Genomic DNA, 6,567 nt, shown 5'->3' with positions numbered 1-6,567 from the left:
GCCGGAACGGGCAGGCTCGGCGCGGCCCCGGCACACGTGACGCGGCGAATCGCGGTTGCCGCCATCGGCCGCCGGGCGGCGGCGCCCCGGATGGAAATTGGTGTCGGCATCGGGTATAGTCGTTCGCGACCGGCGAAACGCCGGTCCTATCACATCAGGAAGGCGGGAACGCCCAGATCACGACGGAAGCGATGACAGTGCCTATTGAGCAACCGACCAGGAAACGGCGCACATCGAGTGCTGCACCCACCGGCGCACAGCCCGAAGGCCTTCGGGCCCAGGGTGTTCGTACGCGCAAACTCATCGTGCGCGTGGCGCGGAAACTCCTGCTCGAGGGTGGTGCGCTGGAGTTTTCCCAGCGCGCGGTCGCGCAGCGCGCCGGCATCAGCGTCAGCAACCTCCAGTACTACTTCCCGACGCGGCTCGCCGTGCTGCGCGCGGTCATGGAGCCCGAGATCGAGGCCTACCTGACCGAGCTGAAGCGCGCGCTCGAAAGCGGCGCATCGCCGCGTGAAACGCTCGATGCATTGCTCGGGATGGCGCTCGAGAATGCGAAGGACGTCAAGGGCACGGCCTTGTGGGCCCACTTCATGTCGTTCGCGTCGATCGATCCCGAATGCGCGCGGCTGATCGACGAGTGGTATGCGTCCCTGACGCAAGCCATCACCGCGCTCGTCCGCTCCGTGAATCCGGGCCTCAAGGCAGCGGACGGCGAGCACGTGGCGATGCTGCTCGTCGCGATGGCTGACGGGCTGGCACTCCAGTACACGATGGGACGGCAGACGGAGGGGCTCGATGCGAGATTCCTCGCGTCGGTGTACAACCTGGTGGAAGGCAAGGCGTCCGGCGGCAAGAGCCGGTAGCGGCTGCAAGCTGGCCAGGTGACACGAGAAGACAGGGCATGCCCTGTCTTTTTTCTTTTGCAGCCGCCGCGCGCGATGCCTGGCACCGGCGGCGTGCGGGGGGAGCATTCAGCTTGCTCGTGATGGGGTGCCGAACGTCCCGCGGAATTTCGCGAGCTGACGCGATTCCGCCACGCGCTGTCCGTCCATATCCCGCAATTCACCGTCGATCACCAGCAGGCCATTGCGAACCTCCTTCGTCACAAAGCGTGCATGGATGGGTCCGGGGCCGGGGTTGGCCTTGACGTGTACCGCATATTCGATCGTCGGGACTGATTGCCACTCGGCGCGATCGATGAGGTTGTAGATCGGTGGCGGGAACGCATCGGCGAAGAGGGTCAGCGACGCGAGCGTCGGCGATGCTTCGTCATCCAGAGAAATCCATCCCTCGATGGTCGCGGCGTGTTCAGGCCCGCTGTTCTGCAATACACCCGGTGCGAGACGCAGGTTGAACTGCGAGATGAACGACCGCATCGGATCGGGGATCGCCAGCGTGTCGATGCTCACGCATGCGTGATAAGGCGTGACGGGCAATTGCGGTCCCGCGCAATGCGATGCCGAGGCACCGGTCGTCCGCGAGAAATCGGTGAACGTCGCCACGTAGAACGCCTTGAGGTCCCCACCTTGCATGAGCGACAACGTCGCGCGCGACAGGCTTTTCGTCGATCCGAGTTCAACGATGCGAGCCGTTGCCGGGCCGGAAACGGGATGACCGAGAAAACTCGCATTGATCGACAACAGATCGGGATGCGCGCTGCGGCCGGCGAGTGTTTCGGCTGCGAGCCTGGTGATGTAGCCCCCGTTCGGATAGCCGAGGACGTTGAATCGCGACGAGATATCGACGGGGATTTCCACGCAGGCGCCTGACATTCCTGTTCCCATGAAGCCATGCCCCGTCGACGAGGCGGGGAATCGATTCGCCGCCGCAAGTGGATGGCCGGCGCATACACGCCGCGCGGCACTGCAAATTCCGGCGGCTCGACGCGTTTTCTCGCGTGAATTCGTGACGCCAAGCATAGCGACCACGTGCGCCGCACCGAAGTTTATTTTATGAATCGGCCCGTATTCGTGCGATGAATGATTCGCGACGAACATCGTCGCGCACAGGCATGCATCGACGCTCCGAAGGCAGGGTAATCCCCTGTCTTTGTTTTATTCCGGTTGTATGTATCATGACCTACGTTTGTCACATATTCCTACAAATGGATTGCACGGTTCGTCGACTTGCCTTGCGCCAAAAGCGGGGCAGGGATGGCGGCCGCAATCCGATCGGTTCGGAACGACGTGCCGAACGGGCCGCCTATCGTTCGTCATCCTGATGGACGGCTCCCGAGTGACTTTCATTGCAGTAGCGAACACACCATGCCAAAGAAGTCTTTCCCCAATGGAGCAGCCGATCTGCATCGACGGCAGTGGCTCAAGTACGCCGGTGCGTCAGCCGCAGCCGTGGGCACGCTGGCGATCGGTGCTCGCCAGGCGAGCGCCGTCGAAGGCGGCCCGTCCGGCAATCCGGGCGACGTGCTCGACGTAGTCATCATCGGCGCGGGCCTGGCCGGCCTGACGGCGGCGCGCGATTTGCGCCAGGCCGGTTGCGAATCGTTCGTGGTGCTCGAGGCGCGCGACCGCGTCGGCGGCCGGACCCTCAACTACAACGTGGACGGCGGATACGTCACCGAGGTCGGCGGGCAGTGGATCGGGCCGGGCCAGACCGCCGTCGCCAATCTTGCGCGCGAGCTGGAGGTCGGCACGTTCCCGAGCTACTACGAAGGCAAGACCGTCATCCTGGGCGGCGAAGGCCGCGTGGCGGTCGACCTGAAAGGCACGTTCGGCACCGACGAGGCCATTTCGTCGAAGCTGAGCACGATGTCGCGCGACGTGCCGTCGGGCGCGCCGTGGACCTCGTCCCGGGTCGGCGAACTCGACAAGCTGTCGGTGGCCGACTGGATGGTGAAGCAGGACATCAAGCCCGAGGACCGGATCGGTTGGGACGGCTCGTGCACGCTGTCCGGCGGTGCTCCGCCGGTCAAGATGGGGTTGCTGCACTTCCTGTCGATGATCAATTCGGCGTCGTGCGACTACACGCAGCTCGACTCCATCAAGCACAGCGCGCAGGAAACGCGCTTCATCGGCGGTTCGCAAATCCTCAGCACGAAGATGGCCGGGCACCTGGGCGACAAGGTGCGCCTGTCGACCCCGGTGCGCCGGATCTCCAACTGGGATCGCGACGTCGTCACGCTGCATACCGATCGCGGAGACGTGCGTGCGCGGAAGGTCATCGTGGCCATTCACCCGGCCCTGTGCAACCAGGTGCAGTTCGAGCCGCCGCTGCCGGAGAAGCGGGCGTCGCTGCAGCGCGCATGGCCCGCTCACTCGCCGGCGCGCAAGACCGCGATGGTCTATCGCCGTCCGTTCTGGCGCGGGAAGGGGCTGAACGGCCACATCTTCCAGGCGGGCGGCCCGGTCATCTGGGCCTACGACAACTCCCCGCCCGGTGGCGAGATCGGGATCATCAATGCGTTCGTCCGGAACGCGCTGCTGCCGTCGGACCGGAAGGCCGCGCAACGCATGCTCACGGAAATCTATGCGCAGGCATGGGGCGACGACGCGCTGTCGCCGGTGTCGTATCACGACCACGACTGGAGCCGCGTCGATCCGTGGACGATCACGTGCGTGTCCGCGATTCCGCCGGGTTTCTGGAGCGCACACGGCGACGGGCTGCATTTGCCGTGCGGCAACTTGATCTGGTCGGGAACCGAAACCGCGAACATCTGGGCGGGCTACATGGATGGCGCGGTGCGCTCGGGCCACCAGGGCGCATTGCAGGCGCTGAACGGCTTGCGCCGCGCCTAGGAGAGCAATCATGAAAAAACGCATTTTGCTCGCCGTTGCGGGAGTCGTCGCCGTGTTGCTCGTCATCTTCGGGCCGTCCCTGCTGAACCTGTACCGGCTTCAGCAGTTCGTCGCCGCGTCGGAAGACGCGTATCGCGCCGACGGCGGCCCGTGGCCGCACCAGACCGATACGTGCCTGGGCTGTCACGGCGACAAGGGCACGTCGCTCGAGCAGGGCTATCCGAGCCTCGCGGGGCAACCGGCGCCCTACGTGGCGGCCCAGCTTCACGACTTCGCGAGCGGCAAGCGCGCGAACGCGAACATGGCGCCGCTGGCGATGAGCCTGAGCGAGACCGACATCAAGTCGCTGTCCGACTACTACGCGCGGCAGCCGGCCCGCCGCAACCGCTACTTCGAGCCCGATCCGCAACTCGCGGCGCAAGGCAAGCAGTTGGTCGAGAAGGCGGCGTGCGCCGCGTGTCACGGCGCGCGCCTGACGGGCCAGGCGCAGTTCCCGCGGCTGGCGGGCCAGGGGCACGACTATCTGCTGAAGCAGATGGACGCGTTTGCCGCCGGCACGCGCACCGAAGCGACCGGCACGATGCAGCGCGTCACCGCGGCGCTGTCGCAGAAGGAACGCGAGGCCGTCGCCCAGTACCTGGCAAGTTTGAATCCGGAGCAGGAATGATGAACCGTACGCAATCGGAATGGAGTGTTTGATCATGGACAGCAGATCGCTCGTGCTTTGCCTTGCCAGTGCGTTGCTGGCGACCACCACCGCCATCTATGGCTGGAAATTTCTCAAGAAGAGCAATTACCTGCTCGGGATCGAGTGGTTCATCGTGACGGTGTCGTCGTCGAATGCGCTGATCTATTTCGCGACTCACTTCGAGCTGTCGGGGCTCATCTCGCACTTTCTGGATGCGTTTTCCCGGGGCTTCGGGATGCCGATCGTCGCCGTCGCGGGCCTGATGGCCGTGACGCGCGGCTACAAGCCGTCGGGGTGGCAGGACGTCGCGCTGTTCGCGATATCGGTCGTCGGCACCGTCGTGCTGGTGTCGGGCGTCGTCGGCAAGGCGCTGCCTTACTTCTATGTCGCGATGTGGGGATTGCTGACGATCTATCTCGCAGGATTCGTCCGGAAATTGCTGGCGGCCGGCGAGCGGTTCCATGCGATGACATCAGCCATTGCGGCGGTGACCTCGCTCGCGATCGCATGCATCTACGATTTCTATCCGATACCCGGGGACGCACACAACGTCGTGGTCAATTTTTACGTATTCGCACTGGTGACGTGGTCGTACGTGACGGTCGTGCTCTATTACGCCTATTGCGCGCTGGAGCGCGCAGGTCAGACGCATGACGCCAGCCGGCTCCGCTCGACCCGGAACGGGAATCGTCGCCTCGCGTAAGTGCGTGGTGAAGCGCATCGGGGCATTTGCGTCGTTCGATGACACGCGCCGGAGACGGCCACTGTGTCATCGAGTCGCGCTGGGCTGAATCGCTTCCGAAGCGCACTGCGACCGATAGCGTGTGTGACCGACGGCGATCCGGAGCGAGACGCGCGGGCATCGACGTTGGCATATCCGTGGATCTTCGCGGGGCGGTCTCGATATCGATCCAACGGTGACCTGACTGCATCGTTATCCGAACTTGTTTTGAATTGACGGATATCGGAACGGAGCTGTCGACGACACGTTAAGGCCGTCAAGTAATCGTCACAGGAAAGAGGGGCGTTTGCTCCTCGCCTGACCTTTCGTCCCGCTCGCCAGGCGGCGCGCCAGCTGGCGAGCGGCCGCGGACGGCTGCGCGCGGCCGGCCGGGAGCGCGACTGTCATCCCGCTTCGTCCAGGCATTGCATCCGCACCGGGAATACCCGCTCTTTTTATTTCGTTCTAAATTTATCATCATTACCTAACATTGTTATTCCGAACTACTTTTGAGACGGCACACGGCACCCGCAAACAGGGCGGGGCGAACCAACAGGAGGTGACAGATGGACGATGTCAAGCGCAAGGCTTTCGCAGAGGACGGCGCGGTTCTGATCGAAGGTCTGCTGAACGAGGAACAACTGGCCCAATGCCGGCTCGCGTTCGACTGGGGGATTGAAAACCCGGGACCGATGGCGTCGAGTCTCCTCGACGGGTCCGAATTCCGGTCGCACGTCGACAACGCGAATCCGTACGCGAAGGAGCGTCTTGACGAGCTGGTCGCCACGCTGCCGCTCGGCCGACTGTTCGCCGACCTGTGGAGGTCGAAGCACGCGTGGTATTTCGCCGAGGAACTCTTTCTGAAGCAAGGCGGCAAGGGCGCCCGCTCGCTGTGGCACCAGGACACCTCGTACCTGCCGTGGGCGGGGATGCACTTCGGCAACGCGTGGATCAGTTTCGAGGCCGTTCCGAAGCGCAACGCGCTCGAGATCGTCCGGGGTTCGCATCGCGGCGTGCGTCACGACGGCACCACGTTCCAGAACGTCGACGATCCCACCGAGCCGCTGCATGGCGGTGGCGTCTGGCCGCGGATGCCCGACATCGAAGCCGAACGCCGCGCCGATCCGGGCAAGTACGACATCCTCTCGTGGGCCACGAAGCCGGGCGACGTCCTGTTGCTGCACCCGGGCGTGCTGCACGGCGGCGGCGTGGTCGATCCGGATTTCCCCGATCGCCACACGCTCGTGCTGCGCTTCTTCGGCGACGACGCCACCTTCAGCCCGCTGCCGGACCACAGCGCATCCGGTTTCACGCCGGCCGGCGTGCTGTTCGTGGACGCGCTCGCGTCATTGAAGGCGGGCGACCCGTTTCGCGCGCCGTGTTTCCGTCAACTCGTCTGAATCCGG

6 protein-coding genes are annotated in these 6,567 nt (G+C 64.5%); 5 read left to right on the top strand and 1 reads right to left on the bottom strand.

The annotated features are described in order from the left end of the window. Positions 1-191 precede the first annotated feature (191 nt). Positions 192-863: a TetR/AcrR family transcriptional regulator gene (locus G3N99_RS10980; protein WP_174932440.1), complete on the top strand. Its 672-nt coding sequence runs from the start codon at positions 192-194 to the stop codon at positions 861-863. Positions 864-971: 108 nt separating this feature from the next. Here G3N99_RS10980 and G3N99_RS10975 read toward each other — a convergent pair whose 3' ends face one another. Beyond that, a complete protein-coding gene (locus G3N99_RS10975) occupies positions 972-1,997 on the bottom strand; it encodes a thioesterase family protein (protein WP_206122404.1) in 1,026 nt (341 codons plus the stop codon). Positions 1,998-2,264: 267 nt separating this feature from the next. Between G3N99_RS10975 and G3N99_RS10970 the strand changes: the two genes are divergently transcribed. From G3N99_RS10970 to G3N99_RS10955, 4 genes are all read left to right on the top strand, one after another. Further along, positions 2,265-3,752 (top strand): FAD-dependent oxidoreductase, encoded by a 1,488-nt coding sequence (locus tag G3N99_RS10970; protein ID WP_206122403.1) that lies wholly within the window; start codon positions 2,265-2,267, stop codon positions 3,750-3,752. 10 nt (positions 3,753-3,762) lie between these two features. Beyond that, a complete protein-coding gene (locus G3N99_RS10965; protein ID WP_206122402.1) occupies positions 3,763-4,419 on the top strand; it encodes a c-type cytochrome in 657 nt (218 codons plus the stop codon). Positions 4,420-4,453: 34 nt separating this feature from the next. Further along, the gene (locus tag G3N99_RS10960) at positions 4,454-5,143 is read left to right on the top strand and encodes a hypothetical protein (RefSeq protein ID WP_206122401.1); all 690 of its coding nucleotides are present in this window, start codon (positions 4,454-4,456) and stop codon (positions 5,141-5,143) included. A 584-nt stretch (positions 5,144-5,727) separates the two neighbouring features. Next, entirely contained in the window at positions 5,728-6,561 is an 834-nt protein-coding gene (locus G3N99_RS10955; RefSeq protein ID WP_206122400.1) for a phytanoyl-CoA dioxygenase family protein, read from the top strand. Positions 6,562-6,567 lie beyond the last annotated feature (6 nt).

Origin of the sequence: Burkholderia sp. Ac-20392, assembly GCF_017104585.1 — a bacterium.
GTDB lineage: Bacteria > Pseudomonadota > Gammaproteobacteria > Burkholderiales > Burkholderiaceae > Burkholderia > Burkholderia lata.
The sequence above is the reverse complement of the archived record's forward strand: the minus strand, read 5'-3'. Positions and strand labels throughout refer to the sequence as shown.